The organism is Bacillus sp. FSL K6-0923 (assembly GCF_038630825.1).
In the GTDB taxonomy this organism is placed as follows: domain Bacteria; phylum Bacillota; class Bacilli; order Bacillales; family Bacillaceae; genus Bacillus; species Bacillus pumilus.
Genome location: NZ_CP152044.1, coordinates 3106956 through 3133158, shown reverse-complemented (window position 1 = coordinate 3133158; position 26203 = coordinate 3106956). Strand labels below are relative to the sequence as shown.

Below are 26203 nucleotides of genomic sequence, written 5' to 3'. Positions count from 1 at the left end.
TTTAGCTTTAGCGTAGTGAACCAGCTTCTCGATCAATCAAAATCGTCACATCTTCATGAAGTTTCAGAGCAGATGCTGGGAAGTCTGGATGTATCTCAGTCTGTTCTAAATATTGTATCACTTTCGCTTTTGATTTTCCTGATGCAAGAAGGAGAATCTTTTTACTAGAAAGAATGCTTGCAATGCCCATGGTGATGGCATGTGTAGGCACTTCATCAATAGAAGAAAAGTATCTTGCATTGGCCTGCCGTGTGTTTTCATCTAGTTGCACGACATGAGTCTTTGAGTTAAATGGGGTACCAGGCTCGTTAAACCCAATATGTCCATTTTGACCAATTCCAAGAAGCTGAAGGTCGATGCCGCCTATATCTTGAATAAGCTGATCATATCTTAAGCATTCTTTTTCTAAATCAGGTGCAGCGCCATTTGGAAGAAAATACTGATCCTGTGGAAGATCAATATGATCAAATAAATGACGTTTCATGTAGGTCATATAACTATTTTCATGATCTGGCTCAAGTCCTGCATATTCATCTAAATTGACTGTTTTTGTTTGTTTGAATGACAATTGTTGTGATTGATGAAGGTGAATTAACTCTTGATACGTATCAAGAGGTGTACCGCCCGTTGCCAGGCTGAGCACGGCATCTGGTTTAGAAGCGATTGTGTGCGCGATCAGGGCTGCTGCTTCTTTCCCTAATTGTTTTTTATCTTCAAATTCAATGATGTTCATTAGTGGTTGGCCTCCTTATTCTCAAAGACGATTTGTCCATGACAGATCGTCATCATTAGTTCGCCAGACTCATCCCAGATCACAAGGTCTGCTTGTTTTCCAACTTCGATCGAACCAAGCTGCTGATCCAGTCCTAGCTGAATGGCTGCATTAGTTGAAGTCATCTTTGCGATCTCTGTCCATTCGCAATGTGTGATCTGTTTCATCCGTTTGACGCCATCTTTCATGCGCAGAATCGATCCTGCTAGTGTACCGTCTGCCAGTAAAGCTTTTTCGCCGCTGACTGTGACTGTTTGGCCCCCAAACTCATACGTGCCATTCCCGAGTCCTTTTGCGCGCATCGAGTCAGTGATCATTATTAAACGATCACTTCCTTTTGCTAAATAGGCAAGCTTGATGGAAAGTGGGTGAGAGTGTATCCCATCCGTAATCAGCTCAGTATGAAGATCCTCGTTCGTAAGAGCAGCTCCTACAGCGTTTGGTTCACGATGCTGAAACGAACTCAGTGCATTATAAAGATGTGTGACATGGCGTGCACCATGCTTTGCTGCTAATTCAATCATGTCATGATGGGCATTCGTATGTCCAATAGAAGGAATAATATTTTTTTCTTGCAACAAGGAAAGAAAAGCAAAGTCAGGGTCTTCCTCAGGTGCGAACGTGACAATTCGAATAAGCTGTTCAGAATCATCCAGCCATTTTTCAAAAAGAGGGTGATCGGGCTGCTTGATCCATTGAACAGGCTGTGCCCCTGCTTTATCTTTAGAAATAAAAGGACCTTCAAGATGGATACCTAAACATTGTGCCTGAACGCCTGCTTGTTCTTCATTGTATTGTTTCCACTGGGCGACATTTTTAAGTGCTTGCTCTATTTCCTGATGGTTTTGAGTGATAGTTGTGGCTAAAAAACTTGTCGTTCCTTCTGATGGTAAGTTAGCAGCGAGTGTATTCATGGCTTCTGATGTCGCATCCATCATATCTGCTCCATATCCACCATGGATGTGAATATCAATCATTCCGGGAAGTAAATAAAAGTTTTCCCGGGAAATATATACTTTTTCATAATTTCCTGTCGGTGGTGATGTTGAAATATAGTCAATCTTGCCGTCGCGTAAACCGACAAAACCGTTTGTCATCATTTCAGTCTTTGTCACAATATGAATATTGGAGAGCAATAAAGAGCTGCTCATGATTGTGCCCCCTTTAGTCATTGTCTTTGACTTAGTTTACCCTTTTTAAGTATAGTTGTCTATACCAGTTGATGAACGGAAAACAGGATCAGGATAAAATACTGTTTTGGGATCATCATTGAAAGTGATAAAATAGAGCTGTATTTCTGAATCGCCTGTGATAAAAGGAGGAAGAAGCGTGCCGAAAGTTCGTACGAAGGACATAATGGAACAATTTCATCTTGAACTGGTAAGTGGGGAAGAAGGGATTAATCGTCCCATTACAATCAGTGATCTTTCCAGACCAGGTATTGAAATGGCTGGTTATTTTACATATTACCCAAAAGAAAGAGTTCAACTTTTAGGGAAAACAGAGCTTTCTTTTTTTGAACAGCTCCCAGAACGCGAACGAAAGCAGAGAATGATGTCTCTTTGTACTGATATTACCCCTGCAATTATTTTGTCACGAGATCGTGAAGTGCCGAAGGAATTAATTGCAGCTTCAAATGAAAATGGTGTACCTGTGTTACGTTCAAGCCTAAAAACGACAAGACTTTCGAGTCGTTTGACCAACTTTTTAGAAAGCAAGCTTGCACCTACAACCGCGATTCATGGCGTGCTCGTAGATGTATATGGTGTAGGTGTATTGTTAATTGGAAAAAGCGGAGTAGGAAAAAGTGAAACAGCCTTAGAATTAGTAAAGAGAGGACACAGGCTGGTCGCAGATGATTGCGTGGAAATCCGTCAAGAGGATCAGGATACGTTAGTCGGAAGCGCACCAGAGCTGATTGAACATCTTTTAGAGATCCGTGGATTAGGCATCATTAATGTGATGACCTTATTTGGAGCTGGGGCTGTCAGAAGCTATAAGAGAATTACAATTGTGATGAACCTTGAGCTTTGGGAACAAGGCAAACAGTACGATCGTTTAGGACTTGAAGAAGAGAAGATGCGAATCATCGATACAGATGTACCGAAGCTGACCATTCCTGTCCGCCCTGGTCGAAACTTAGCGGTTATCATTGAGGTGGCTGCGATGAACTTCAGGTTAAAACGCATGGGACATAATGCGGCGGAACAATTTACAAGTAAACTAGCCGATGTCATTGAAGACAATGGCCAAGATGAATAGGAGTTGTCTATATGAACGAAGCGATTCAGCCAATTGATCCGATTGCTTTTCAGCTCGGACCTCTTTCGGTTCATTGGTATGGTGTGATCATTGGGGTCGGAGCCTTACTAGGACTCTGGCTCGCACTAAGAGAATGTGAGAAAAGAGGAATCAATAAAGATACGTTTATTGATTTAATCTTATTTGCCATTCCAATAGCGATTATTTGTGCACGAATTTATTATGTATCCTTCGAATGGGATTACTATCAGCAGCACCCAAATGAAATCATTAAGATTTGGCATGGCGGAATTGCTATTCATGGCGGGCTGATAGGTGCTGTGCTGACAGCGATCGTCTTCACAAAAGTGAAAAAGGTGTCCTTCTGGAAAATAGCCGATGTAGCAGCACCTAGTATTTTACTAGCGCAGGCCATTGGACGATGGGGGAACTTTATTAATCAGGAAGCGCATGGTGAGGCTGTTTCAAGAGCCTTTTTAGAGAATTTGCATTTGCCTGAGTTTATCATTAATCAAATGTATATTGATGGGACGTATTATCACCCAACGTTCTTATATGAATCATTATGGAATCTTGCCGGTGTTGTGATCTTGATTTTATTACGTAGAACATTGATGCGCAGAGGCGAAATCTTCTTGTCTTATTTAATTTGGTATTCAATCGGTCGTTTCTTCATAGAAGGTATGAGAACGGACAGTTTGATGCTGACAGAACATCTTCGGATCGCTCAAATGATTTCGATTGCCATTTTTGCAGTGGCTGTTCTGCTGATCATCTTTAGAAGAATAAAAGGTCACGCATCGATTCCGTATAAAGAGAACAACTCATCGAATTAAAGCAGGGGGGATCAGAAGGATGCGGGAGACATGGAAAAACGGCTTAAAAGCAGGGCTATCGACAACTTGGACACTTGGAAAAGTCATCTTTCCGGTTACCATTCTCGTCAGTATCTTGCAGCATACGCCTGTTATGGATTGGATCATTCAATTCATACGGCCATTTATGGGATTGTTTGGTCTTTCAGGAGAAGCAGCCATTCCGCTTGTGTTAGGAAATGTGCTGAACTTGTATGCGGGCATAGCCGCCATTTTGACACTAGATCTTCCTGTGAAGGAAGTGTTCATATTGGCCGTGATGCTGTCCTTTTGTCATAACCTGATCATCGAATCGACAGTGGCAGCAAAGGTTGGACTGAGAGTGTCTGTCATTTTGCTGGTCAGAATCAGTCTTGCTGTTGTTTCGGCTATTGTCATTCATCTCGTTTGGCAGGGAGGCCAGGAGCCGGCACAATATGGACTGCTGACGGCTGCCCAAACGGCTGATGTGCCTTCCAGCTGGTACATGATTGTCCTTGTCGCTTTACAAAAAGCCGTACTCGGTGTGCTCCAGCTCGCCTGTATCGTCATCCCTCTCATGATCATCATTCAATTCATGAGAGATTTAGGATGGCTCCATACGCTGTCTAAGTGGCTGTCTCCATTTACGAGAATGCTTGGAATGAAAGAAAATACGTCGATGACGATGGTCGCTGGATTAACCATTGGTCTGGCATACGGAGCTGGCGTGATGATGAAGGCAGTGGAAGAGGACGGCGTGAGTAAAAAGGATTTAACTCTTGCTTTCATTTTCCTCGTTGCCTGCCATGCAGTGGTCGAAGATACGTTGATATTTATTCCACTTGGGATTCCTGTGTGGCCGCTTCTTGTCATCCGTTTGATATCTGCTATTTTATTAACAGCTGCCATTAGCTATATTTGGCGAAAGCGCGATCTCGCAGCTGTTAGAAAGGAAGCCATATGAACGAATCAACTATTAACACCGTGCTATTTGATTTAGATGGCACATTAATCAATACGAATGAATTAATTATTGCTTCATTTCAACATACGCTTGATCATTATTACCCTGGTCAGTACAGCCGTGAAGAGATCCTTCATTTCATTGGTCCGTCATTATTTGATACATTCTCTGCGATGGACCCTGATCTAACGGATGACATGATTCAGATGTACCGTACGTTTAATCATGAACAGCATGATCTGCTCGTGACTGAATATGAGACTGTTTTAGATACATTGAAAGTCTTGCAGGATCGAGGATTTAAGCTTGGAATTGTCACAACAAAGATACGTGACACAGTGTTAATGGGATTGAAGCTGACCGGTTTAGAGCCATTTTTTGAAGTGATTGTGACGCTCGATGATGTCCAAAATGAGAAGCCGCATCCGGAGCCTGTCCAGCTGGCATTATCCAAGCTTGGCAGTGATCCACATGAAGCGGTCATGGTCGGCGATAATTATCACGATATTTTGTCTGGTCAAGCAGCAGGGACAAAAACAGCAGGTGTTGCTTGGTCAATTAAGGGAGAAGAAGCCCTTTTAAAGCATCGCCCTGATTTTATGCTAAAGAAAATGAGTGATCTTCTGGCGATTGTTGGAGCTGATTGAGTTGAGAAAAACAGATCGTTATCCTGTAAAAGGGGTCAATTCGTTAAGACAAGTCTATCGGACAGTCCCTTTTTTCAAAGTGGTGAAAAACTTTATTTTCATTCAAATCGCACGGTACACGCCTTTTATGGGAATGAAAAATTGGATATACCGAACCTTTCTTCGTATGAAGGTCGGCGAAGATACAGCGTTTGCCTTAATGGTCATGGTTGACCTCATGTTTCCTGAGAAAATCACAGTCGGTCGAAATACTATCATTGGCTATAATACGACCATTTTGTCCCATGAGTATTTGATTAAAGAATACAGACTTGGGGAAGTCTATATTGGTGATGAAGTCTTAATTGGAGCCAATTCCACCATTTTACCTGGTGTGACTATTGGGGATGGAGCGATCGTTTCGGCTGGTACACTTGTACATAAGGATGTTCCAGCAGGCTCATTTGTTGGAGGAAATCCAATGCGCATGATTTATACGAAAGAAGAAATGAAAGCACGTCAATCTAAGTCTGCTGAGTAGCTCGGCAGATTTTTTTGTTGACAATATGTTGTGGTGTAACTATAATGATTACAACAGAGGTGAGAAAACATGAAAATCAGCAGCAGATTTACTGTCGCTGTCCATATTCTGGCCTTGCTATCACTTGAAAAAGGATCATTACAGACATCGGAGGATATCGCAGGAAGTGTGAATACCAACCCAGTGGTCATCCGCCGTATTATGAGTAAATTAAAAAAAGCAGGCCTAATCTCAACGAGTCTTGGCAAAGGCGGTTCTCAGCTGAACCGCAGTGAAGACGATATCACGCTGCTTGATGTGTATAAAGCGGTTGAAGTGGTGGATGAGGGAGAATTGTTTCAAATCCATGAAAGCCCAAATCCTGACTGTCCGATTGGTGCAAATATCCAAGCTGTGCTTGAGTTAATCTTGTGCCGCGCTCAAAGTGCGATGGAGCAAGTGCTTGCTGAGATCAAATTAAGTGAACTAACGCAGGTGTTAATCAAAAAAATTGGATGATCTATTCAATTTTTTTTACCTCTGTTGTAACTGGATTGGTTACACATTTGTTTATCGAATAACATCATTTTACAGGAGGAATTCATATGAAAATCGGTATTATTGGCGCTACAGGTAAAGCAGGACAGGAAATTGTAAAAGAGGTTCTATCAAGAGGACATGAGGTAACAGCCATCGTTCGAGATGCGAAAAAAGTGACAGATTCATCGGTAGCTGTTATCGAGAAGGATGTGTTTCATTTACAAGCAGAAGACATTAAAGGGTTTGATATCATCGTCAATGCATTTGGCGCACCTGCTGGACAAGAACACCTTCACGTAGAGGCAGGGAAAAAGCTGATTGATATTTTGAAAGAAGTACCCGATACGCGTTTAATCGTTGTGGGCGGAGCGGGCAGTCTTTTTGTTGATGAAGCCAAAACAACAAGACTTGTCGATACACCAGAATTTCCAAAGGAGTATATGGCGACTGCTTCACAGCAAGGTGAAAACCTCAAAGACCTTCAACAAACCGAAGGGTTAAAATGGACTTTTCTCAGCCCTGCTGCATTCTTTGATCCAGCAGGCAAACGCACAGGTTCTTATGTGAAAGGGAAAGACCAGCTGATTGTCAATTCTAAAGGTGACAGCTATGTGAGCTATGCTGACTACGCTATTGCGCTTGTCGATGAAATGGAGCAGGCTGCCCATGTTGGAGAACGTTTTACTGTTGTATCTGAAGCAGAATAAATCAATTCGTTGCCGCTAAAAAACGAGGAGTAAGGAGTTTAACGTATGAATGATCAAGAATTGTCTCTCATTTATGTATGGGATGCGTATTGTGGCTGGTGTTATGGATTTTCCAACAGTATCCGTACTTTGCATGAGAATCATCCTGAAATGTCACTGACGCTAGTATCTGGCGGCTTATTTGTAGGAGAAAGAAGTCTTCCAATAAAGGAATATCCACATATATCAGAAGCGAATCAGCGGATCAGTCAGCTAACTGGCGTTGAGTTTGGTGAACGTTATCAGAAGCTGCTAGCAAACGGGACATTTGTCTTAGACTCTGAGGCTGCAGCCATTGGGTTTTCAGCATTAAGATCCGTTGCTCCAGATCGTGCATTGTACTTGGCTGCATCGATGCAAAAGGCTTTTTATCAAGACGGAAAAAGCCTGAGCGATGATGAAACGTATCAGGAAATCGCTCTGGCACATCATCTTGATCCTAATATCGTCATTGAACGAATGAAAACAAATGAAGTCATCAATGATGCGTATGCCGACTTTGAGAAGGTTCATCAACTTCAAGTGAATGGCTACCCTACCCTTATATTAAAAAAAGGGGATGAATACTTCAATGTAGGCGGAGGAGCGATGACAGCTGAAAAGCTTGAGGAGCGCCTGAAGGAAATCATAGAAGCATCACCATGAAAAAAACCATCCTCTATTCGGATAGAGGATGGTTTTTCATGTTTTCAAAGAAAAATTGTTCTATGCTTTAATGATAATCGCCTGACTGCCCATCTGTTCCCAAGAATCTTCAAACTGGTCGCGATCGACTTTTTGATTCTTTTCTCCGTATGGGTTATTTAAGTAGACATGTTCCTTGTCATAGCCTGTGATGACCACGCTATGCATATTAAAGCTTACATCTATTTTGCCATTTGGTGTATTCCATGTTTCGATGTTATCTGTTTTGTCAAAGGTGGATGTGGTAATCACCCAAACAGGATACCCTTTTTCAAGTGATTGATAGATGGCCTTTTTGACAGGTTTTCCGCTTAAATCGACGACTTGAGCGCCCGCATATTTTTTCGCAAGCTGATAAATAGGTTCATGGTATACACCAAGACCTGGTCCATTCTCCATATCGCCTACAAATCCGTCATGTGGGTCTCCTTTTAAGCCATTTTCATAATTGAGTGGAACACGTTTAATTTCATTTGCCAAAGCGTCTTTCGTCACTTGCTCGTAGCCGCTGTAATGAAGAAGCATCGCTAAGCTTGTAACTTCGCATCCATTATAAAGCTTTGGGGCATCCATTTGATTGTAAAGGATGACGTCCATGGCTTTTTTGCTTCCTTTTAAGGAAGAATAGGTGGTGTCTGTTTTTTTCGTTGATCGTGTTTCTTCAGCTGCGAGTGCTGTATCGTTTTCTTTGGCTGCTTCGTGTGGTGAAGCTGTCTTTTTGACTTGGTCGATTTGTGTCACGTATATAAAGCCGAAATAAACAAGGCATGCGCACAACAAAGTTAAGATTAATGTCTGGATGAACTTCACTGTAATCTCCTGTTTTATTCAATATTTTTATGTATTATAGCACGTTCTTTCATCGAACATATAGAAAAGGGACAGGTGTCACTTGAATGTAATAATTCCACAAATTTTTCATGAAAATAGAGAGAAAATAAAAATGATTGATTTAATCACTTTATTTTGTTAGCATATTATCATATTAGCGAACTAAAGGATTCGGAATTTTTCGTTTTAATGTGTTGGAGGTGCAGAAGAACATGTTTATGTTTGAGAAACCATATGGTATGCGGGATTCATTACCAGGATTGTATGAGACGAAGAAAAAAGTGAGACATTCCTTAACAGAGGTTATGAATGGTTGGGGTTACCGATTGATGGAGACACCAACGCTTGAATTTTACGATACAGTCGGTGTTCAATCGGCGATTACAGATACACAGCTCTTTAAGCTTTTAGATCAGAACGGGCAAACCCTTGTACTCAGACCTGATATGACGGGGCCCATTGCGAGAGTGGCAGCATCAAAGCTTCATGAACAGGCATATCCGCTTCGCGTTGGGTATGCGGCCAATGTGTTCCGGGCGCAGGAAAGAGAAGGCGGAAGACCATCAGAATTTGAGCAGGTCGGAATTGAGTTGATTGGTGACGGTTCGATTAGTGCAGATGCTGAAGTGATCGCGCTTGTCGTATTCGCATTAAAGAATGCTGGGCTCAAGTCCTTCAAAATCGCGATTGGGCATGTCGCTTTAGCAGAGACGTTATTTGTAGATGTACTGGGAAATACAGAGCGTGCAAACGTTCTTCGCCGATTCTTATATGAAAAGAATTATGTAGGATACCGTCAGCATGTGAAGCAATTACCACTCTCCTCTATCGATAAAACGAGGCTGTTACAGCTCTTAGAGTTAAGAGGCGGCCAGGAAGTCACAGAGCGGGCAGAGGAAATCGTCGTTTCACAAGAAGGAAAAGAGGTGCTCACGCAGTTAAAGTCGCTTTGGGAGACACTTGAAGATTACGGCTGTACAGAATATATCCGTCTAGATTTAAGCATGGTGAGTCATATGAGCTACTACACGGGTATTTTGTTTGAAGTATTTGCAGATCATGTTGGGTCAGTCATCGGAAGTGGCGGCAGATATGACCAATTGCTTGCTCATTTCGATGCACCTGCACCAGCTACAGGATTCGGACTTCGATTAGACCGTCTGCTTGAAGCACTTGATGCAAAAGAAATCAATGAGCCGCAGGAGGCAGTGATTTTTAGTAAAGAACAACGGCTGGAGGCTTTTGCTTTTGCAGAAAAGGAGCGGTCAAAAGGGAAAAAGATCGTGCTGCAAGACTTAGCAGGGATTGAAAATATTGACGCGATGACCAAGGCATTTGAGCAGGTGACTTATTTTATCGGCGCTAGAAAGGGAGAGCAAAATGGGTAAAGTGTTGACGATGGCGATGCCGAAGGGCCGGATATTTGAAGAAGCCGCAGGGCTGTTAAGGCAGGCGGGATATCAACTGCCAGAGGAATTCGAGGATTCAAGAAAGTTAATCATTGATGTACCGGAAGAAAACCTCCGCTTTATTTTAGCGAAGCCAATGGATGTGACGACTTATGTAGAGCACGGTGTAGCAGATGTTGGCATTGCAGGGAAGGATGTCATGCTCGAAGAAGCTCGTGATGTGTACGAGGTGCTTGATTTAAACATCAGTAAATGCCATTTAGCGGTTGCCGGATTGCCGGGAGCCAGCTGGGGCGGTGTCGCGCCGCGTGTGGCAACAAAGTACCCAAATGTCGCATCTTCCTATTTTAGAGAACAAGGGGAGCAAGTAGAGATCATTAAGCTGAATGGTTCCATTGAATTAGCACCGCTCATCGGACTCGCCGATCGTATTGTTGACATTGTCTCTACAGGTCAAACACTGAAGGAAAACGGACTTGTTGAAACGGAGCATATTTGTGATATTACGTCACGCTTTATTGTCAATCCTGTGAGCTATCGGATGAAGGATGCGGTGATCGATGAAATGGCGCAGCGCCTTGCAAGAATCATTGAAGGGGAGGAAACATCATGAACATCACCTACATAAAAGAAGGTGAGACAGAGACACTCTCACTCAAGCGGACTTTAGATACAGGCACGGAAGAGCAGCGCCTGGCTGTTCAGCGGATTATACAAGAAGTGAGGAAAAATGGTGATCAAGCGGTACAGTCTTTTACGAAGCAATTTGATGGGGTGCAGCTTGAAGACTCGCTTGTCACAGAGGAAGAAATGACAAAAGCCTTCGAACGCTTGGACCCAGCCATGATTCAGGTGATCCAAACGGCTATCCGTCATATTCGCACATACCATGAGCGTCAGCTGGCATCCTCTTGGTTTTATCACCAGCAAGATGGCTCTATGCTTGGACAAAAGGTGACACCGCTTGATGCAGTTGGTGTGTATGTCCCCGGCGGAACAGCTGCTTATCCATCATCTGTTTTAATGAATGTGATTCCGGCGCTTGTCGCTGGTGTTCAGCGAATTGTCCTTGTGACACCCCCAGGGAAAGACGGCTACCTCTCTGACGCTGTACTCGTTGCTGCGAAGGAGCTCGGTATTACAGAGATGTATAAAATGGGCGGTGCACAGGCGATCGCGGCACTTGCCTATGGAACAGAAAGTATCCAGCCTGTTGATAAAATCACAGGTCCAGGCAACATATATGTCGCACTGGCAAAGCGTGAAGTATTTGGGCAGGTAGATATTGATATGATTGCCGGTCCAAGTGAAATTGCGGTTCTAGCAGACGACACGGCCATAGCACATGAAGTGGCGGCCGATTTACTTTCTCAAGCAGAGCATGATGCGCTGGCATCTAGTATTTTGGTGACTCCGTCTAAGACACTTGCGGAAAACGTGCAAGCCGAGGTGCAAACGCAGCTGAATACCTTGCCAAGAAAATCAATCGCCGCACAATCCATACAACATCATGGCCGTATATACGTGACAGATTCTATGGATCGTGCAGTAGACGTCGTCAATCAGTTAGCGCCAGAGCATTTAGAGGTGCTGACAGCATATCCAGAATCATTTCTTGGTCAAATCAAGCACGCAGGGGCGATTTTTTTAGGGCGTTATAGCCCTGAGCCGGTGGGCGATTATTTTGCAGGACCGAATCACGTGCTGCCAACCAACGGAACAGCTAGATTTTCTAGCCCGCTTGGTGTGACCGATTTTCAAAAGAAAACGAGCATTATTTCATATAGTCAAGAAGCCTTTGAGACACACAGGGATAGCATTGCGGCTTTTGCCAGGTTAGAAGGGCTCGAGGCACATGCAAGGTCGATTGAATCGAGAAAGCGGGAGGAATCGTCATGAGACAGGCGGAAACAGCGAGACAAACAAATGAAACGAATATTTCGTTATCGTTAGAGATTGATGGGGAAGGAAAAGCGGATATACAAACAGATGTCCCTTTTATGACACACATGCTCGATCTATTTACGAAGCATGGACACTTTAATTTGACCGTCGATGCGAAAGGAGATACGGATGTTGATGATCACCACACAACAGAAGATATCGGCATCGTGCTGGGGCAAATGTTTAAGGAAGCGTTAGGTGATAAAAAGGGGATTAAGCGGTATGGCTCCAGCTTTGTTCCTATGGATGAAACGCTTGCTCAGGTTGTGGTCGATTTAAGCAATCGTCCTCATTTGGAAATGAGAGCGGCCTTTCCAAGTCAAAAGGTCGGTACCTTTGATACAGAGCTCGTACATGAGTTTCTTTGGAAGTTTGCGTTAGAAGCTCGTATAAATCTTCATGTAATTGTTCACTATGGAACCAATACGCACCATATGATTGAAGCTATTTTTAAAGCAATGGCACGTGCTTTAGATGAAGCAACAACCATTGATCCACGTGTGAAAGGGATTCCTTCGACAAAGGGGATGCTCTAATGATCGGCGTCATTGATTACGGAATGGGAAATTTGTTCAGCGTATCAAAAGCACTGGAACGAGCAGGCGCCAGTTATATCGTCTCCTCTGATGTGGAGGAGCTCAAAAAGGCAGATGCTTATATTTTGCCTGGGGTTGGTTCGTTTCGTGATGCGATGCAGCTGTTAAAACAGACAGGGCTTGAGGCGTTTATCCACCAAGTAGTGCAGGAAGGAAAGCTGCTCTTTGGCATTTGTCTTGGGATGCAGCTGTTATTTGAAGAGAGTGAAGAGGCAGGGCGTACAAAAGGATTGGGGCTGCTAAAAGGGCGTGTCGTTCTTTTAAAGGATCGTGACCAGGATGGGCAAAGGCTGAAGGTGCCTCATATGGGCTGGAATGAGCTTACATTTCATCAGCCCTCCCCATTGTTTGACGGGGTACCGGAAGGATTTGCGTACTTTGTTCACTCTTATTATGTGAGGGATATGAATGCAGAAGAGCAATTAGCAAGCGCAGACTATGGCGTTCAAGTACCAGCAATTGTCGGCAAGGGGAATGTGCTAGGTGCACAGTTTCACCCTGAAAAAAGCAGTACAACGGGCATGGCGCTGCTCAAACAATTTATTCAATTAGCAAACGAACAGAGGGTGAACAGATGAGTGAATTTACATTGTATCCAGCGATTGATTTGAGAAATGGCAAATGTGTACGGCTTGTGCAAGGAGATTATGATCAAGAAACCATTTATGGAGATTCGCCGCTCGATATGGCGACGCGATTTGCAAATGAAGGAGCAAAGTGGATTCATCTCGTTGACTTAGATGGTGCGAAAGCGGGGAATCGCGTCAATCATGAGCATGTGCTGGCGATTGCTTCATCCTTAGATATAAATGTACAAATAGGCGGAGGCATTCGGACAGAAGAAGACGTTGCTTTTTATATAAACAATGGTGTAGCTAGAGTCATCCTTGGCAGCTCGGCTGTTTCTAACCCTGCATTTGTGAAAAAAATGCTTGCGCAATATGGGGAGAAAATAGCGATTGGCATTGATGCGCGAAATGGATTCGTATCGACTGAGGGGTGGCTTGAAACATCGAAAGTGAAGGCAGAGGATCTCGGCAAAGAATTGGCAAAGGAAGGCGCGGAGGTCTTTATTTTCACAGATATTCAAATGGATGGCATGCTGGCTGGTCCTAATGTGGAAAGTACAGTTCGCTTAGCAGAAGCTACTGGCAAACAAGTCATTGCTTCAGGCGGTATCAGTTCGGTAGCCGATCTTCGAAAGCTGTCAGCACAAAAACAGTCAGGCGTTTCTGGTGCGATCATTGGAAAGGCACTTTATACGGAGCGGTTTACTTTAGCTGAAGCAATTGAAGGGCTTGACAGCGTATGATGACAAAACGAATCATCCCATGTCTCGATGTGAAGGAAGGGCGTGTGGTCAAAGGGGTGCAATTCCTCGGCTTAAAGGATGCTGGTGATCCGGTAGAATTAGCGCAGATATATGATGAGGAAGGGGCGGATGAACTCGTCTTTCTTGATATTTCTGCCTCTCATGAAGGCCGGAAAACGATGGTGGATGTGGTCAAGCAAGTAGCATCAACCCTTGCCATCCCTTTTACGGTAGGCGGCGGAATTAACCACCTTGATGACATGAAGCGCATACTAAGAGCGGGTGCAGACAAAGTATCTGTGAACACAGCGGCAGTTTTAAGACCAGAACTGATTTCAGAAGGCGCTGATTTTTTTGGTTCTCAGTGCATCGTCGTCGCAATAGATGCAAAGTACGACGAAGAGAAAAAAGCGTACATGGTTTATACACACGGAGGGCGCCGTCAAACGGATATAGAGGTTAGCGATTGGGCAAAAGAAGCCGTGCTGAGGGGAGCAGGAGAGATATTGCTGACAAGTATGGATGCTGACGGCGAGAAAAAGGGCTTTGATCATCGATTAACAAAGCTTGTGTCAGAAGCTGTCACCGTACCTGTCATTGCTTCAGGAGGCGCTGGCAATGCTCAGCATATGCTGGAGGCATTTACAAGAGGAGAAGCGGATGCAGCTTTAGCAGCTTCCATTTTTCATTATAAAGAGACTTCAATTCAAGAAGTAAAGACATACTTGAGAGAACACGGGGTGAAGGTCAGATGAAACAGGCAAACGAATTATCCTTTAATGAGGCAGGCCTGATACCTGCGATTGTACAGGATGCTCAAAGTAAAGAAGTATTGACATTGGCGTATATGAATCAAGAATCCTATGAAAAAACACTAGAAACAGGAGAAACATGGTTTTACAGCCGGTCAAGAAACGAACTTTGGCACAAAGGCGCCACATCTGGACATACTCAGCGAGTCACATCCATTCGATATGACTGTGACAAAGATGCTCTGCTTGTTCTTGTCACACCAAGTGGACCAGCCTGCCACACTGGCAGCTATAGCTGCTTTTCGGAAGAAGGCGTGAAGCGTCAAACGGAAGAGCAGGATCGTTTTGCCATTTTCAATGAACTTGAACAGGTGATTGCGAAACGTCAGGCAGAAATGCCAGAAGGCGCTTATACAACCTATCTTTTTGAAAAAGGGGTCGATAAAATCCTGAAAAAGGTAGGGGAAGAAGCGTCAGAGGTCATCATTGCCGCTAAAAACAGGGATCAAGAAGAATTGAAATGGGAAACAGCCGATCTTCTGTATCACCTGCTTGTGTTATTACGTGAACAGCAATTGCCGCTTGATGATGTATTAAAAGTATTAAAAAAACGTCATCAAGGTGAGTGAAAAGCCGGAGACACCTCTGGCTTTTTATTTTCCAAGTGTAAAACAAATCCTTCCTTTTCTTTTGTTCTATGTGACGACTCTTGAAGTATGTTATACTACACACGGTACACTGTTCGAAATGGAGGGTATCAGTGAGTAAATACACTTCTCAAAATAATCACACACAAGTCGTCCAGCTCTTCCAAGATGGGCATTACTTTTTTCATAAAGGTCTAAAAGCTTATAGAGAAAGAAATCTATCTAGAGCAAGTAAGCTCATACAGCGGGCTATCGTACTCGAGCCTGAAAATGTAGAAATGCTGTCACAGCTTGCTATTATTTATACTGAAATGGGTCATTACCAACAATCAAATGAACTGCTTGATTTCATCCTTGAGCATATTGATGAAAATATGTCTGAGTGTCACTATTTTAAAGCCAATAATTATGCGAATTTAGGACTCTTTCAAGAGGCATATAGGTCAGCGACTGCCTATGCTTCATTAGAAGAGAACGGAGAATTTGCAGATGAAAATGATGACCTTCTCGACTTGCTCGATATGAGTGACGAAGAGGACGAAGATTTTCCTTACGATCAGGATGACCTGATTGTGAAGCAGGATCAAGCAAATCACTTACTGGAAAGCGGCAGGCTTGATGAAGCCATTGAGATGCTGGAACAGATGATTGTTGAGTATCCAGAATTTTGGTCAGCGTATAATAATCTCGCATTGGCCTATTTTTATTCTGGTCAAATCCATCAGGCAAAAGAGATGCTGAACCGGGTTTTACATGAAAATCCGGGTAATCTGCATGCCCTTTGCAACCAGCTAGTCTTCTATCATTATGAAAAAGAAGAAGAGAAGGTCAAGACGTTAGCAAAGCAATTAACGCACGTGTATCCAATATTAAGTGAACAGCGTTATAAGCTTGGCGCAACATTTGCCCTAGTTGGAGAATTTGAATGGGCCTTTAAATGGCTTTATTCTTTATACAAAACAGGCTTTCAAGGAGATAGTACATTTTTATATTGGCTTGCAAGCGCAGCTTATTATACAGGTCATAAAACGCTTGCGCAGACGGTTTGGGATAAGATGGTCGAAGAAGATATCGATGCAGATGAAATCAAGCCATGGCAGGATAAACCTGAGGAGACTGAGCCAATGGTCTCCATTGAGGAGCGGCTGACGGCGTACTATGTAAGCAAACAAAAAGGGGAACGTGACGTTCTTCAATCTGTCCTTGACGCACGCGCAGCGAAAACAGCCTTTGAACAGCAATTCATTGAGCTGCTCTTATACGAAGATGAAATGAAAGAACGGTCTTTTTCAGAAGATGCGGTTTTCACAAAACAGGCGGCATCCAGCTTGGAAGAAGCTGTTCAGCCTGACAGCCATATGCCTTATTTTTGGTTATTCCATATTATTCAGCAGGCACGTGCTTCTGGCATAGATAAGAAAAATGCGCCTGCATGGGCAGCAGCATCTTATTATTTATGGATGCAGGAGCAAGAAGAATCTATGAGCAAAAAAGAGATTGCATCCTCTTTTCAAATCAGTGTTCAAACACTGTCTAAATATGAACAAGTCATTTGTACATTAATTGATTAAATAGGTAAATAGATTTAGAAGATTGCAGCATGGCCAAAAAGGTCATGCTTTTTTCTTGGATAAAAAGGTGGGATTTGCAAGGATTTGGCGAAGTATGACAATCACGACATGTTTTTGAAACATAAATGTAATAAAAATATTAGCTCATTTTGTCGATGTCTCATGTATAATGAAAATCGTGGATTAAAACAAAGACATATATTTAGATATTTTACTATACATAATGAAACACCTAGTGATAGAAACAATCTGGTCAACATCTGACTGATCAATCAGGAAGAAAGACATAGATAGCACAGATTGGTCGCAGAGAATTTGCTGCTTTCTAATGTCGCTTGGAAATTGTCAAAGGAGGAACTATTCGTGAAAAAGTTTATTACTTTCGGTTTAGCTTCGGTCATCGGAGCGAGCGGTTTATTTATCCCATTTACTCATGAAGCAAACGCACAGAACTTTGAACAAAAGAAACAAGAGCTGGACAGCAAGCAATCTGAGGTCAACAAAAACCTTCAAAAGAAAAAAGATGAGCTTTCAAAGCTTGAAGCAAAACAAGAGGCACTTGCACTAAAGCTAAAGGAAATTGACGAGAAAGCTTTAAAAACAAGTGATCAAATCGAAGAAAAACAAAAAGAAAATGAACAAACGAAAAAAGAAATCAATGCACTGAAAAAAGACATTGCTGATACTGAAAAACGTATTGAAGATCGAAACAAATTCTTGAAAAAGCGTGTACGTGCGCTTCAAGAAAGCGGCGGTTCTACGAAATACATAGATGTGTTACTAGGAGCGAAAAGCTTTAGCGATTTCATCAGCCGTGCAGGTGCAGTATCTACACTCATCAACGCAGACAGCGAAATCATTAAAGAGCAAGAAAAAGACAAAGCTGAGCTTCAAAAGTCTGAAAACGAATTAAACACAAAGCTTGAAGATGTTCAAAAGACACTTGCAAAGCTTGAAACACTTCAAACTGACTTGAATAAACAGCTTGATGAAAAAGACAAGCTATTCAAGCAAGTGAAAAAGCAAAAAGGAAGTGCTTCTTCTCAAATCAGCGAATTAAACAGTGAGGCTAACAGCATTGCATCTGAAAAAGATGCAACAATCGCTGCTCAAAAACAAGCTGAAAAAGAAGCAAGAGAAGCAGCTCAAAAAGCAAAGGAAGAAAAAGTACAAAGACAACAGCAGCGTCAAGCTAGTGTTCAAGCAGAAGACAACAGCTCAACTAACGACAGCAGCCCGTCTTCAAATAACAGTAACAGTGGATCTTCAAACAACAACGATAATAATAATAACAACAACAGCAGTTCACCAAGCAAGAAGCCATCTACTGGCGGTGGATCACCTGTCAGCAGTAACGTAGGCGGAATCGAAGGTGCGATCAGCACAGGTTCTTCCATTGTTGGACAATCTCCATATAAATGGGCTGGCGGCAGATCACAAGCTGATATTAACGCACGTCGTTTTGACTGTTCTTCATTCGTTCGCTGGGCATTTGCATCAGCAGGCATCAACCTTGGACCAGTTGGCGGTACAACAACAGATACGCTTGTAGGTAAAGGAAGAGCTGTAAGTGCATCTGACATGAAACGCGGAGACCTTGTGTTCTTTGATACGTATAAAGTAAATGGACACGTTGGTATTTACTTAGGAAACGGTACATTCTTGAACGATAACAGCTCTCGCGGTGTTTCAGTTGACTCTATGAGCAATGTTTACTGGAAAAAAGCATTCAATGGCGTTGTAAGAAGAGTCGTTGAATAAATCATTACTTACTATATAACCGTAAACAGGCTTCCTTAAACAGCAGTTTAAGGAAGCTTTTTCTTTTTTTGAAGATATGAGCAAATGATTCGCTTATTATCCGCAGATTTAATAGGATATGGGTAAGGAATAAAAGTAAGAGTGGAATTGATGCTTTCTGTCATGAATGGAAGCATCACCCAAGGGCATTCTAATAAGAAATGCTAGCAGCAATTGAAGAGGGAGTGACAGTTGTGTCAGAAGAAAAAATCTACGATACGATCATCATTGGAGCGGGACCTGCCGGAATGACAGCCGCTGTTTATACATCACGTGGAAATCTTTCAACATTGATGATTGAAAGAGGGATTCCAGGCGGTCAAATGGCTAATACAGAAGATGTCGAGAACTATCCTGGCTTTGAAAGCATTTTAGGGCCAGAACTTTCAAATAAAATGTTTGACCATGCGAAGAAATTCGGTGCTGAGTATGCATATGGCGATATCAAAGAAATCGTTGACGGTGAAGAGTACAAAATCGTCAAAGCCGGTTCAAAAGAATACAAAGGACGCTCTGTCATTATTTCAGCAGGTGCGGAATACAAAAAAATCGGTGCACCAGGTGAAAAAGAACTTGGCGGCCGAGGTGTCTCTTACTGTGCAGTATGTGATGGTGCTTTCTTTAAAAACAAAGAGCTCGTCGTCATTGGTGGAGGAGACTCTGCGGTAGAAGAGGGCGTATACCTCACCCGCTTTGCGTCAAAAGTAACAATCGTTCATAGACGCGATAAACTTCGTGCCCAAAGCATTTTACAAGCGCGTGCTTTTGATAATGAAAAAATCGACTTCATGTGGAACAAAACCGTTAAACAAATCAATGAAGAAAACGGTAAAGTCGGCAGTGTGACCCTGATTGATACGGTGACTGGTGAAGAAGAAGATTTTAAAACAGACGGCGTCTTTATCTATATCGGGATGCTCCCACTATCTAAACCATTCGAAAATCTTGGCATTACAAATGAAGAAGGATATATCGAGACAAACGAAAGAATGGAAACAAGAGTGGAAGGCATTTTCGCCGCTGGTGACATTCGTGAAAAAACACTCCGCCAAATTGTGACAGCAACAGGTGACGGAAGTATTGCCGCACAAAGCGCACAGCATTATGTAGAAGAACTTGCTGAAAAGCTGAAAGCAGCGAAATAAAAGGCTGTCGTAAATCCTTAATATAGCGTCATGGGCTTTTAACTGGAATGTAACACGGGTGAAACAATTTTCCGTTATGATAAAACTAGTAATTGACCCCCTTTTATAAGGAATACATGTTTGGCACGGATGAGAATCCGTGTCCTTTTTTTTGTTTAAAATCAGAAATTCATGAGATGTTCACAAATGACGCATGGAGAACCATTAGATGCTGTAAAATAAAGAGTAGAGAAATTGCCCGCCACTCCTTTCAGACGAAATTCGGTCTGATTTCGGTGAAGAAGGGGCATGTTCATTGTGGGAGTCAGGATGAACCTGTATAATAAGTTAAAGACATAAAAGAGTAGGTGACAGCTGATGCAACGAGTAACCAATTGTGTGCTGCATCACGAAGATCAAGTTCTCTTGCTGCAAAAGCCAAGACGGGGCTGGTGGGTAGCGCCGGGCGGCAAAATGGAAAGCGGAGAATCGGTTAAGGATTCAGTCGTTCGAGAATATAGGGAAGAAACAGGAATTTATATTTTAAATCCACAGTTAAAAGGTGTTTTTACCTTTATCATAAAAGAAGGCGATCAAATCGTTCAAGAGTGGATGATGTTTACCTTTATGGCAGATTCATTTACTGGAAAAAACGTGACAGAGTCAGAGGAAGGCATTTTAAAGTGGCATGAAGTAAAGGATGTGCCGCATTTACCGATGGCACCAGGAGATTCTCATATTCTTGATTTCATGCTAAAGGGAAAAGGACTTCTGCACGGTACTTTTACGTATACACCTGATTTTGAATTGATTGCTTATCGGTTAGATCCTCAAGGAGACTAATATATGAACCGTTTTTATAAAGAAGGAGAGGAAGCAGGCATGAATACGCACAAACAAGAAGATATTCAGCTTGTGATTATTACAGGAATGTCAGGTGCGGGGAAAACCGTTGCCATTCAAAGCTTTGAAGATTTAGGTTACTTCTGTGTAGATAACTTGCCGCCATCACTTTTACCAAAGTTTCTAGAACTCATGAAGGAATCGAATTCTAAGATGAGCAAGGTTGCCCTTGTGATGGATTTGCGCGGACGAGAATTCTTTGACAGCTTAATTGCAGCCTTAGATGAAATGAGTGATCTTGGCTGGATCACACCAAGAATATTATTTCTAGATGCAAACGATAAGGTGCTTGTCTCAAGATACAAAGAAACGAGACGTTCGCACCCTCTTGCGACTACAGGTTTGCCGCTCGAAGGAATCGAGATGGAACGCGATCTGTTAGAAGAGTTAAAAGGCCGGGCTCAAATGATTTTTGATACATCGGATTTAAAACCCAAACAGCTTCGAGAAAAAATTGTCGCACACTTTGCCACGAGCCAAGGGCAGGTGTTTACAGTGAATGTGATGTCCTTCGGTTTTAAATACGGTCTGCCGATTGATGCTGATCTTGTATTTGATGTGAGATTTCTGCCGAATCCTTACTATATTGAGAGCATGCGTCCACAGACTGGAAACGATGAAGAAGTGCGCTCCTATGTAATGAAATGGAGCGAGACACAAAAATTCACAGAGAAATTAATTGACCTTCTCAGCTTTATGCTTCCGGCCTATAAACGAGAAGGGAAAAGTCAGCTTGTGATCGCTATTGGCTGTACAGGCGGACAGCACCGATCAGTGACGCTAGCGAACTACTTATCGGAGTATTTTAAAAATGACTACTATACTCATGTCACTCACCGGGACATTGAAAAGAGAAGCAGAAAATAGATGACGACACTTCCAAAGGTGGTCATTCTTGGCGGGGGCACTGGCTTATCTGTTTTGCTCAGAGGGCTAAAAACAAAGCCAGTGGATATTACCGCTATTGTAACGGTTGCTGATGACGGAGGAAGCTCAGGCAGATTGCGGCATGATTTGAATATTCCGCCTCCAGGGGATATTCGGAATGTCCTTGCAGCTCTCTCTGATGTTGAACCGCTTGTAGAAGACTTATTTCAGCACCGTTTTAACAAAGGAAATGACTTAACAGGCCACTCTCTTGGCAACCTCATTCTTGCGGCCATGACAAATATAACCGGTGATTTTTTTCATGCCGTCACAGAAATGAGCAAGGTCTTAAATGTGAGAGGAAAAGTCTTGCCAGCAGCGAATTCAAGTGTTGTTCTTCATGCTGAATTAGAAAATGGGCAAGTGGTAACAGGAGAATCAAAAATCCCAACCTATGGTGAGCGAATTAAACGAGTGTTCCTCACACCCGATACGATTGAGCCGCTCCCAGAATCGATTCAAGTCATTCGTGAAGCCGACTTGATCGTCCTTGGACCTGGCAGCTTGTATACAAGTATTTTGCCAAACTTGCTTGTACCGCATATTGGCGAAGAAGTGATTCGTTCTAAGGCGAAAAAAGTGTATATTTGCAATGTCATGACGCAGCCAGGGGAAACGCTTTCCTACAGTGCAGCTGATCATGTGCAGGCATTAAACGATCATATGGTTCGTCCATTTATTGATACCATTTTTGTGAACAATAAAGAAATTCCAGAAGAGATCAAAGCAAAATATGCAGAAGAACAGGCACAGCCTGTACAGTTCGACACAGATGTACTCAAGGCAATGGGACTGGAAGTCATTCCTGGAGAAATCATTACATACGACCAGCATGTGATTCGTCACGACACGCTGAAAGTAGCTGCGCTGCTTGTCGACCTGCTGCATAAGAAAAAATAGGAATGGGGGTGGCAAGGATGTCATTTGCATCCGAAACAAAAAAAGAGCTGACTAATCTGGACGTGAAGGACTGCTGCACAAAAGCAGAGCTTTCTGCCCTCATCCGTATGAACGGTTCATTATCTTTCTCTAATCGAAAATTGATTCTAGATATACAGACAGAGAACGCAGCCATCGCAAGACGGATTTATACGCTGCTGAAAAAGAAATATGATGTTACAGTCGAGCTGCTCGTTCGTAAGAAAATGAGATTAAAAAAGAATAATGTGTATATTGTCAGACTGGTAGAACGAGCGAAAACCATTTTAGAGGATTTGAAAATATTAGGTGAGCAATTTGTATTTGAGCGCAATATTTCAGAAGAGCTTGTAAAGAAAAGATGCTGTAAGCGCTCCTATATGAGAGGTGCTTTTTTAGCAGGTGGTTCTGTAAATAATCCAGAAACGTCTTCCTATCACCTTGAGATTTTTTCACTATATAAAGAACACAATGATGCCCTTTGTGAGCTGATGAATCAATTTCATCTCAACAGTAAAACACTTGAGCGTAAAAAAGGCTACATCACATATATGAAAGAAGCCGAAAAAATTACCGAATTCTTAAGTGTTGTAGGTGCACATAATTCACTTCTTCGCTTCGAAGACGTTCGGATCGTCCGTGATATGCGGAATTCCGTGAACCGGCTCGTCAATTGTGAAACAGCCAACTTGAATAAAACGATTGGTGCATCGCTGCGCCAGGTCGAGAACATTCAATTCATTGATGAAAAAATTGGACTTGATGCCCTGCCAGATAAGCTGCGTGAAATTGCAAAACTGAGAGTCGACTATCAAGAGGTCACGCTAAAGGAACTGGGAGAAATGGTGGAAAGCGGCAAGATCAGCAAATCAGGCATTAATCACCGCTTAAGAAAGCTAGATCAAATTGCAGAACAATTACGAAACGGACAAGCTGTTACACTCAAATAGGAGAATGAAAAAGGGAGGCAGATCATATGGTGGAAAAAACGGTCACCATCCAGTTGAAAACAGGCTTGCAGGCACGTCCCGCTGCTTTGTTCGTACAGGAAGCGAATCGCTTTGGGGCTGAAATTTTTCTAGAGAAGGACGGAAAAAGAGTCAATGCGAAGAGCATTATGGGTCTCATGAGCCTTGCGATCAGCTCTGGGGTCACTGTCAAACTGATAGCAGATGGTGCGGATGAACAAGAAGCTATTGATGCGTTAACGGATTTTATCAATCAAGAAAACTGAGTCTCTTCACAGACTCAGTTTTTTTAGAAGGGAATGAACATGATGCAATCAGCATTTTTGCAGAAGATCGGATATGAAGGACAGTCCATCACCTTTGATGACCTGCCTGCATTATTAAAAAAGATGGCCTACACCTTTCCATTTGAAAATAGATCTGTGCTGAACAAACAATCCTATGCCTTGAATCAAGAAGGGTTGAAGCAGCATCTTCTTGAAAGCAACAGAGGAGGTCTTTGTTACGATCTCAATCCTCTTTTATATTATGTGTTAAAAGAGGCAGGACTCGCTGTACAGCTCGTTCAAGGGACCGTGTATAACAAGGAAGCTGGCACATGGGCAATTGATGGTACGCACGTAGCCATGACATTGAATCATCACAGCGAACGGTATCTGATTGATGCGGGTTTTGGTGTGAATTTACCTCTCCAGCCTGTACCCTTTACTGAGGAATGGGTGGAAGGAGCGTCTATTCGGTTTCGAGTCAAAGAAGAGAAAACTGAAAAAGGTACGCATCTTCTCCAATTGGATAGAGGAGAAGGCGCTGAAACAGGCTATGCATTCACATTGGAAGAGGTGAGTGAGCCTACATTGGTCCAAATGAGAAAGCAGATTTATGAAAATGAAGCTTCTCCTTTTAACAAAAGGCCGCTTGCATCCAAACTAACACCAACAGGCCGTGTTGTCGTGACAGAGGATCATGTTACGATACATGAACAGGAAGAAGTATCGAAAAAACCGCTTCTGCAACCTTTTGAAGCATACGTACAAACACATCTTGCGCCTAAATCATGATAGTGTAGAGACAGTCCGTTTGATCGGGCTGTCTCCCCGCTGTCGTACTCACGAAAGTTTCATCCTCGGCCGGCTATTCAATCCCCTTTTTATGCGTATGACTCACCGCTCATAATTGCTGTAAAAATGTGCATTACATTAAAATCCATCTATCATCTCAATTGAGATTTAGTATCGTGCTTTATCATGAAATTGAGAACTTCTTATAAAAATACTTAGTGCTTTTAATCATTCTATTCCCCTAATATAATGAATCAATATAAGGGAACATGGAGGGATGTCAAATGGATTTATCGCAAAAGTCGTTGAAAACAATGATAAGTAACACTAAACTAACAAAAAAGGAAGAAGAAATAGCAGAATACATTTTAAATAATATAAGAGAAGCATGTCTTGTGACTTCAACAGAATTAGCTCATAGATTAAAAGTGAGTAATGCTACGATTATTCGATTTCCGAAAAAGTTAGGCTTTTCAGGATATAGTGATTTTCAAAAATATCTTAGAGAGCAGTACTATGACAAAAGCTTAGCAATTTCTGATGATGTGACCATCCCTTCTGAAAGATTAAAATTAAGTTATGATAAAGTGATACAGTCAGATTTACTGAATAACAATTTGAAAATTCTTGAAAAAAATATATATTCTATTTCAGAGAAAAATTCATCTGAAGAGTTCAACAAAGCAATCAATTATATCGTTGGCGCTAGAAGAGTTTATATTTTAGGCAGTAGAGCTAGAACTGGTTTGACAGAAATAATGGGAGTTTTCCTCAATCAGATTATTGATAATGTAGTAGTTAATAGTAATCATTCATTTACCCCGTTTGATTCCTTAGCTTCATGTAGTAAGGATGATTGTGTCCTTATTTTTTCATTCCCAAGATACTCTGAGCTGGACTTTGCAGCAGCCAAAATGGCAAAAGAAATCAATGCAAAAGTTGTTATTATTACTGATAAAGCCACAGCACCTATAGCACATTTTGCTGATGTCCTACTTTTAGTCTCAGTGGATAGTAATGCATTCTTCAATTCTTACACACCTGTATTATTTTTAGCTGAGTTAATATGTACACATGTAAGTCGAGCGACAGTCACTCATAGTGAGGAAAAATTAGAAAGAATTAATAAACATATAAGCCTTTTCGGTATGTATTAATGAAAAGAATATTTGAAATAAATATGATGTTTAAATGTCAGGAGTGCACTTGGTATTATGAATTCTTTGGGGTCTGAAAGAAGGGGGAAGTAAAGGCTGTATTACAATCATGCATCACTCAAAGAAATAGTAAATTTACATAGAATGTGACTTCCATTAACCCACCAATTTTCTAATTGGTGGGTTATTATTTGTTTACCTTAAATTACTGTTGATCAATTTTAGAAAAACATCTTAGATGCAAAGATCTATAATGGAACAGGAAATCTAAAATAATTTTCTAATATTTCGAAAAATATTGTTAAAAACAAATTGTGTATGATAAAATCAAAATGA

At 42.1% G+C, this 26203-nt stretch carries 29 protein-coding genes; 26 read left to right on the top strand and 3 right to left on the bottom strand.

The genetic code is table 11. The features are described 5' to 3' along the window. Positions 1-7: 7 nt before the first annotated feature. Both nagB and nagA read right to left on the bottom strand, forming a co-directional pair. Entirely contained in the window at positions 8-733 is a 726-nt protein-coding gene (gene nagB / locus MHI16_RS16160) for a glucosamine-6-phosphate deaminase (protein ID WP_268466823.1), read from the bottom strand. Beyond that, positions 733-1923 carry an N-acetylglucosamine-6-phosphate deacetylase gene (gene nagA, locus MHI16_RS16155; protein ID WP_268466821.1) on the bottom strand — a complete coding sequence of 397 codons (1191 nt, stop codon included), beginning with the start codon at positions 1921-1923 and terminating at the stop codon, positions 733-735. The genes nagB and nagA overlap by 1 nt, the downstream gene beginning before the upstream one ends. 178 nt (positions 1924-2101) lie before the next feature. On the opposite strand from nagA, the gene hprK reads away from it, so the two are divergent. The 8 genes from hprK (at position 2102) to MHI16_RS16115 (ending at position 7911) form a co-directional block, all read left to right on the top strand. Then, positions 2102-3034, top strand: a complete 933-nt coding sequence (hprK, locus tag MHI16_RS16150; protein WP_058013598.1) for an HPr(Ser) kinase/phosphatase — start codon at positions 2102-2104, stop codon at positions 3032-3034. An 11-nt stretch (positions 3035-3045) separates the two neighbouring features. Continuing rightward, on the top strand, positions 3046-3870 hold the full coding sequence (gene lgt / locus MHI16_RS16145; protein WP_058013599.1) for a prolipoprotein diacylglyceryl transferase: 825 nt from the start codon (positions 3046-3048) through the stop codon (positions 3868-3870). A 19-nt stretch (positions 3871-3889) separates the two neighbouring features. Next, complete coding sequence (locus tag MHI16_RS16140; protein WP_058013600.1) at positions 3890-4834, top strand: nucleoside recognition domain-containing protein; 945 nt, start codon at positions 3890-3892, stop codon at positions 4832-4834. Next, entirely contained in the window at positions 4831-5481 is a 651-nt protein-coding gene (gene ppaX, locus MHI16_RS16135) for a pyrophosphatase PpaX (protein WP_058013601.1), read from the top strand. The genes MHI16_RS16140 and ppaX overlap by 4 nt, the downstream gene beginning before the upstream one ends. A gap of 1 nt (position 5482) precedes the next feature. Continuing rightward, positions 5483-6001 carry an acyltransferase gene (locus MHI16_RS16130; protein ID WP_058013602.1) on the top strand — a complete coding sequence of 173 codons (519 nt, stop codon included), beginning with the start codon at positions 5483-5485 and terminating at the stop codon, positions 5999-6001. Positions 6002-6070: 69 nt separating this feature from the next. Further along, complete coding sequence (locus tag MHI16_RS16125) at positions 6071-6499, top strand: Rrf2 family transcriptional regulator (RefSeq protein WP_003213266.1); 429 nt, start codon at positions 6071-6073, stop codon at positions 6497-6499. Positions 6500-6585: 86 nt separating this feature from the next. Further along, positions 6586-7227 carry an NAD(P)-dependent oxidoreductase gene (locus MHI16_RS16120; RefSeq protein ID WP_058013603.1) on the top strand — a complete coding sequence of 214 codons (642 nt, stop codon included), beginning with the start codon at positions 6586-6588 and terminating at the stop codon, positions 7225-7227. Between the two features lie 45 nt (positions 7228-7272). Next, positions 7273-7911, top strand: coding sequence for a DsbA family protein (locus MHI16_RS16115; RefSeq protein WP_058013604.1), 639 nt, complete (start codon positions 7273-7275; stop codon positions 7909-7911). 60 nt (positions 7912-7971) lie between these two features. Here the strand turns inward: MHI16_RS16115 and MHI16_RS16110 are convergent, their stop codons facing one another. Continuing rightward, the gene (locus MHI16_RS16110) at positions 7972-8760 is read right to left on the bottom strand and encodes a C39 family peptidase (protein ID WP_268466817.1); all 789 of its coding nucleotides are present in this window, start codon (positions 8758-8760) and stop codon (positions 7972-7974) included. A 233-nt stretch (positions 8761-8993) separates the two neighbouring features. Between MHI16_RS16110 and MHI16_RS16105 the strand changes: the two genes are divergently transcribed. The 18 genes from MHI16_RS16105 (at position 8994) to MHI16_RS16020 (ending at position 25867) form a co-directional block, all read left to right on the top strand. Continuing rightward, positions 8994-10169 carry an ATP phosphoribosyltransferase regulatory subunit gene (locus tag MHI16_RS16105; RefSeq protein WP_106029371.1) on the top strand — a complete coding sequence of 392 codons (1176 nt, stop codon included), beginning with the start codon at positions 8994-8996 and terminating at the stop codon, positions 10167-10169. Further along, on the top strand, positions 10162-10803 hold the full coding sequence (gene hisG / locus MHI16_RS16100; protein WP_003213329.1) for an ATP phosphoribosyltransferase: 642 nt from the start codon (positions 10162-10164) through the stop codon (positions 10801-10803). The genes MHI16_RS16105 and hisG overlap by 8 nt, the downstream gene beginning before the upstream one ends. After that, positions 10800-12089 (top strand): histidinol dehydrogenase, encoded by a 1290-nt coding sequence (hisD, locus tag MHI16_RS16095; RefSeq protein WP_268466814.1) that lies wholly within the window; start codon positions 10800-10802, stop codon positions 12087-12089. The genes hisG and hisD overlap by 4 nt, the downstream gene beginning before the upstream one ends. Next, positions 12086-12670 carry an imidazoleglycerol-phosphate dehydratase HisB gene (hisB, locus tag MHI16_RS16090; RefSeq protein WP_058013608.1) on the top strand — a complete coding sequence of 195 codons (585 nt, stop codon included), beginning with the start codon at positions 12086-12088 and terminating at the stop codon, positions 12668-12670. The genes hisD and hisB overlap by 4 nt, the downstream gene beginning before the upstream one ends. Next, positions 12670-13308 carry an imidazole glycerol phosphate synthase subunit HisH gene (gene hisH, locus MHI16_RS16085; protein ID WP_058013609.1) on the top strand — a complete coding sequence of 213 codons (639 nt, stop codon included), beginning with the start codon at positions 12670-12672 and terminating at the stop codon, positions 13306-13308. Before hisB ends, hisH begins: the two co-directional genes overlap by 1 nt. Further along, the gene (gene hisA / locus MHI16_RS16080; RefSeq protein ID WP_061409714.1) at positions 13305-14042 is read left to right on the top strand and encodes a 1-(5-phosphoribosyl)-5-[(5-phosphoribosylamino)methylideneamino]imidazole-4-carboxamide isomerase; all 738 of its coding nucleotides are present in this window, start codon (positions 13305-13307) and stop codon (positions 14040-14042) included. Before hisH ends, hisA begins: the two co-directional genes overlap by 4 nt. After that, the gene (gene hisF / locus MHI16_RS16075) at positions 14039-14797 is read left to right on the top strand and encodes an imidazole glycerol phosphate synthase subunit HisF (RefSeq protein ID WP_058013611.1); all 759 of its coding nucleotides are present in this window, start codon (positions 14039-14041) and stop codon (positions 14795-14797) included. Before hisA ends, hisF begins: the two co-directional genes overlap by 4 nt. Next, a complete protein-coding gene (gene hisIE, locus MHI16_RS16070; protein ID WP_144461768.1) occupies positions 14794-15423 on the top strand; it encodes a bifunctional phosphoribosyl-AMP cyclohydrolase/phosphoribosyl-ATP diphosphatase HisIE in 630 nt (209 codons plus the stop codon). Before hisF ends, hisIE begins: the two co-directional genes overlap by 4 nt. A gap of 131 nt (positions 15424-15554) precedes the next feature. Beyond that, complete coding sequence (locus MHI16_RS16065; RefSeq protein ID WP_144461771.1) at positions 15555-17012, top strand: tetratricopeptide repeat protein; 1458 nt, start codon at positions 15555-15557, stop codon at positions 17010-17012. Positions 17013-17375: 363 nt separating this feature from the next. Beyond that, positions 17376-18773 carry a C40 family peptidase gene (locus MHI16_RS16060; protein WP_058013614.1) on the top strand — a complete coding sequence of 466 codons (1398 nt, stop codon included), beginning with the start codon at positions 17376-17378 and terminating at the stop codon, positions 18771-18773. 233 nt (positions 18774-19006) lie between these two features. Next, on the top strand, positions 19007-19957 hold the full coding sequence (trxB, locus tag MHI16_RS16055; RefSeq protein WP_088001298.1) for a thioredoxin-disulfide reductase: 951 nt from the start codon (positions 19007-19009) through the stop codon (positions 19955-19957). A gap of 357 nt (positions 19958-20314) precedes the next feature. Further along, entirely contained in the window at positions 20315-20779 is a 465-nt protein-coding gene (locus MHI16_RS16050; protein ID WP_003213484.1) for an 8-oxo-dGTP diphosphatase, read from the top strand. Between the two features lie 39 nt (positions 20780-20818). Next, positions 20819-21706 carry an RNase adapter RapZ gene (gene rapZ / locus MHI16_RS16045; RefSeq protein ID WP_058013892.1) on the top strand — a complete coding sequence of 296 codons (888 nt, stop codon included), beginning with the start codon at positions 20819-20821 and terminating at the stop codon, positions 21704-21706. Beyond that, positions 21707-22666: a YvcK family protein gene (locus MHI16_RS16040; RefSeq protein ID WP_058013616.1), complete on the top strand. Its 960-nt coding sequence runs from the start codon at positions 21707-21709 to the stop codon at positions 22664-22666. Between the two features lie 17 nt (positions 22667-22683). Next, positions 22684-23634, top strand: a complete 951-nt coding sequence (gene whiA / locus MHI16_RS16035) for a DNA-binding protein WhiA (protein ID WP_003213321.1) — start codon at positions 22684-22686, stop codon at positions 23632-23634. Between the two features lie 26 nt (positions 23635-23660). Beyond that, positions 23661-23918, top strand: coding sequence for an HPr family phosphocarrier protein (locus MHI16_RS16030; RefSeq protein ID WP_044139392.1), 258 nt, complete (start codon positions 23661-23663; stop codon positions 23916-23918). 39 nt (positions 23919-23957) lie between these two features. Continuing rightward, positions 23958-24710, top strand: a complete 753-nt coding sequence (locus MHI16_RS16025) for an arylamine N-acetyltransferase (RefSeq protein ID WP_061409712.1) — start codon at positions 23958-23960, stop codon at positions 24708-24710. A gap of 284 nt (positions 24711-24994) precedes the next feature. Continuing rightward, a complete protein-coding gene (locus MHI16_RS16020) occupies positions 24995-25867 on the top strand; it encodes a MurR/RpiR family transcriptional regulator (RefSeq protein ID WP_058013618.1) in 873 nt (290 codons plus the stop codon). The last annotated feature ends 336 nt before the right edge of the window (positions 25868-26203 follow it).

Coding starts and splice junctions, on each gene's coding strand:
- MHI16_RS16105 (WP_106029371.1), top strand. CDS start 8,994: ATGTTTATGTTTGAGAAACCATATGGTATGCGGGATTCATTACCAGGA.
- nagB (WP_268466823.1), bottom strand. CDS start 733: ATGAACATCATTGAATTTGAAGATAAAAAACAATTAGGGAAAGAAGCA.
- whiA (WP_003213321.1), top strand. CDS start 22,684: ATGTCATTTGCATCCGAAACAAAAAAAGAGCTGACTAATCTGGACGTG.
- MHI16_RS16020 (WP_058013618.1), top strand. CDS start 24,995: ATGGATTTATCGCAAAAGTCGTTGAAAACAATGATAAGTAACACTAAA.
- MHI16_RS16140 (WP_058013600.1), top strand. CDS start 3,890: ATGCGGGAGACATGGAAAAACGGCTTAAAAGCAGGGCTATCGACAACT.
- ppaX (WP_058013601.1), top strand. CDS start 4,831: ATGAACGAATCAACTATTAACACCGTGCTATTTGATTTAGATGGCACA.
- hisA (WP_061409714.1), top strand. CDS start 13,305: ATGAGTGAATTTACATTGTATCCAGCGATTGATTTGAGAAATGGCAAA.
- lgt (WP_058013599.1), top strand. CDS start 3,046: ATGAACGAAGCGATTCAGCCAATTGATCCGATTGCTTTTCAGCTCGGA.
- MHI16_RS16050 (WP_003213484.1), top strand. CDS start 20,315: ATGCAACGAGTAACCAATTGTGTGCTGCATCACGAAGATCAAGTTCTC.
- MHI16_RS16030 (WP_044139392.1), top strand. CDS start 23,661: ATGGTGGAAAAAACGGTCACCATCCAGTTGAAAACAGGCTTGCAGGCA.
- hisG (WP_003213329.1), top strand. CDS start 10,162: ATGGGTAAAGTGTTGACGATGGCGATGCCGAAGGGCCGGATATTTGAA.
- hisD (WP_268466814.1), top strand. CDS start 10,800: ATGAACATCACCTACATAAAAGAAGGTGAGACAGAGACACTCTCACTC.
- MHI16_RS16115 (WP_058013604.1), top strand. CDS start 7,273: ATGAATGATCAAGAATTGTCTCTCATTTATGTATGGGATGCGTATTGT.
- MHI16_RS16040 (WP_058013616.1), top strand. CDS start 21,707: ATGACGACACTTCCAAAGGTGGTCATTCTTGGCGGGGGCACTGGCTTA.
- hisIE (WP_144461768.1), top strand. CDS start 14,794: ATGAAACAGGCAAACGAATTATCCTTTAATGAGGCAGGCCTGATACCT.
- MHI16_RS16120 (WP_058013603.1), top strand. CDS start 6,586: ATGAAAATCGGTATTATTGGCGCTACAGGTAAAGCAGGACAGGAAATT.
- MHI16_RS16125 (WP_003213266.1), top strand. CDS start 6,071: ATGAAAATCAGCAGCAGATTTACTGTCGCTGTCCATATTCTGGCCTTG.
- hisH (WP_058013609.1), top strand. CDS start 12,670: ATGATCGGCGTCATTGATTACGGAATGGGAAATTTGTTCAGCGTATCA.
- rapZ (WP_058013892.1), top strand. CDS start 20,819: ATGAATACGCACAAACAAGAAGATATTCAGCTTGTGATTATTACAGGA.
- hisB (WP_058013608.1), top strand. CDS start 12,086: ATGAGACAGGCGGAAACAGCGAGACAAACAAATGAAACGAATATTTCG.
- MHI16_RS16025 (WP_061409712.1), top strand. CDS start 23,958: ATGATGCAATCAGCATTTTTGCAGAAGATCGGATATGAAGGACAGTCC.
- nagA (WP_268466821.1), bottom strand. CDS start 1,923: ATGAGCAGCTCTTTATTGCTCTCCAATATTCATATTGTGACAAAGACT.
- hisF (WP_058013611.1), top strand. CDS start 14,039: ATGATGACAAAACGAATCATCCCATGTCTCGATGTGAAGGAAGGGCGT.